This is a genomic window from Limimaricola litoreus (genome assembly GCF_024159025.1).
GTDB classification, from domain to species: domain Bacteria; phylum Pseudomonadota; class Alphaproteobacteria; order Rhodobacterales; family Rhodobacteraceae; genus Limimaricola; species Limimaricola litoreus.
On the sequence record NZ_JAMYXC010000005.1, the window covers coordinates 1 to 1762 of the forward strand.

3 protein-coding genes and 1 pseudogene are annotated in these 1762 nt (G+C 68.0%); all 4 read left to right on the plus strand.

The genetic code is table 11. The features are described from left to right. Positions 1–79 precede the first annotated feature (79 nt). Positions 80–232 (plus strand): hypothetical protein, encoded by a 153-nt coding sequence (locus tag NHG85_RS00205; RefSeq protein ID WP_253328664.1) that lies wholly within the window; start codon positions 80–82, stop codon positions 230–232. Next, a complete protein-coding gene (locus NHG85_RS00210) occupies positions 229–636 on the plus strand; it encodes a CBS domain-containing protein (RefSeq protein ID WP_253328665.1) in 408 nt (135 codons plus the stop codon). The genes NHG85_RS00205 and NHG85_RS00210 overlap by 4 nt, the downstream gene beginning before the upstream one ends. 89 nt (positions 637–725) lie before the next feature. Further along, positions 726–1451, plus strand: a complete 726-nt coding sequence (gene fnrL / locus NHG85_RS00215) for a transcriptional regulator FnrL (protein WP_253328666.1) — start codon at positions 726–728, stop codon at positions 1449–1451. Between the two features lie 105 nt (positions 1452–1556). Next, positions 1557–1762 (plus strand): annotated as a pseudogene (locus NHG85_RS00220) (hypothetical protein); the annotation flags it as partial.

Sequence of the window (1762 nt, forward strand, 5' to 3'; positions counted from 1 at the left end):
GCTCTTTGTGCATCCGGGCGGCGCGCAGAGCATGACCGGGGGCTTTGCGGCCCATCTCATCGCCTGAAAGGAGCCGCGCATGATCACGATCCTCGTTGTCTTCATTTTCATCGCGCTGTCGATGACGGGCTTGGGCCTCGGGCTGCTGTTCGGGCGCGGACCGCCGCAGGGGGGCTGCGGCACGCCCTGCGCGGGGTGCCGCAAGCCCTGCGCGCGGAAGCGCGCGCGATGAGACCGCTGCCGCGCATCGAGGACATCATGACGCGCGAGGTCATCACGATCACGCCCGAGATGGATCTGCTGCGCGCCATGCATCTTCTTTTGTATCACTGCATTTCCGGCATGCCCGTCGTCGATGCGCAGGGCCGGCTCCTCGGCATGCTGTCGCAAAAGGACTGCCTGCGCGCCGCGCTGCATGCCGGATACCACGCAGGGCAGGGCGGCCTCGTGGGCGACGCGATGCGCACGCCGGTGGAAAGCCTGACGCCCGATCTCGACATTCTTTCCGCCGCCGAGCGATTTCTGAGCGGTCCCTACCGCCGGTTTCCGGTGATGGACGGCGCAAGGATCGCGGGAATTCTGAGCCGCAGCGATCTCCTGCGCGCGCTGGCCGTCGTAAGAGAAGCTTCCGGTTGAAGCCCCAGGACCCAAGGTCGCATCATCGGGGGCTGGGGTCATAGGCCGTTCGGTGGTATCGTCTCTGCATCCCGCCGAGGAGATCCGCGATGACCCCGAGACTGGATCTGCGCTGCGCCGATTGCGGTATCCGGCACCGTGCCGTCTGCGCGCGCTGCGACGAGACCGAGCTTGCGCGGCTCGAGGAGGTCAAGTTCTACCGCCGTTACGAAGCCGGGCAGAAGATCGTCTGGGCCGGTGACGATCTGAGCTTCGTGGCCTCGGTCGTCTCGGGCATCGCCACCATGGCGCAAACGCTCGAGGACGGGCGGGTGCAGATGGTGGGGCTCTTGCTGCCATCGGACTTCATCGGGCGCCCGGGCAGGACGGTCACCCCCTATGACATCACGGCGGCGAGCGACGTCACCCTGTGCTGCTTTCGCCGCGCGCCCTTCGAGCGGCTGCTCGTCGACATGCCGCATGTCGCAGGGCGGCTTCTGGAGATGACGCTCGACGAGCTGGACGCGGCGCGCGAATGGATGCTGGTGCTTGGCCGCAAGACCGCGCGCGAGCGGATCGCCAGCCTTCTGGTCTCGGTTGCGCGGCGCGAGGCGAGCTTCGATCTCGCGCCGCGCAGCCACGACATCCGGCTCGACCTGCCGCTGACGCGCGAGGCGATGTCGGAATATCTCGGCCTGACGATAGAGACGGTGAGCCGCCAGATCAGCCGGCTCGGGCGCGAAGGCACCATCATGCTCGACGGCAAGCGCCGCATCGTGATCCCCGATCTCGACCGGCTTCGCGCAGAGACCGGTGACGAGGCGGTGGCGGTCTGAACGGCCCCCCGGTCGGACCTCGGGCAGAGTCATCGCGGCGTTGACAGCCGCGAGGCGTTTTGGCCTGATCGGGGCAGAGTCGTCTTGTTCCGGGGAGGAGTGAAGATGAATCCCGATGCCGCGACCGCCCGCCGGGCCCTGATCCGGGCCTACCGCGCCTATCTCGAAGCCGAGGAGGATCTCGAGCGGGCGCTCGAGGATGCCGCCGCCGTCGTGCCGGAGCTGCGCCCGCACGGGCTGCGCCCGATCGGCGCGCCCGGCTCGCGCATTCGTCGCCTGACCGAGGTTCGCAGCCATTCGGTCGAGGTTCT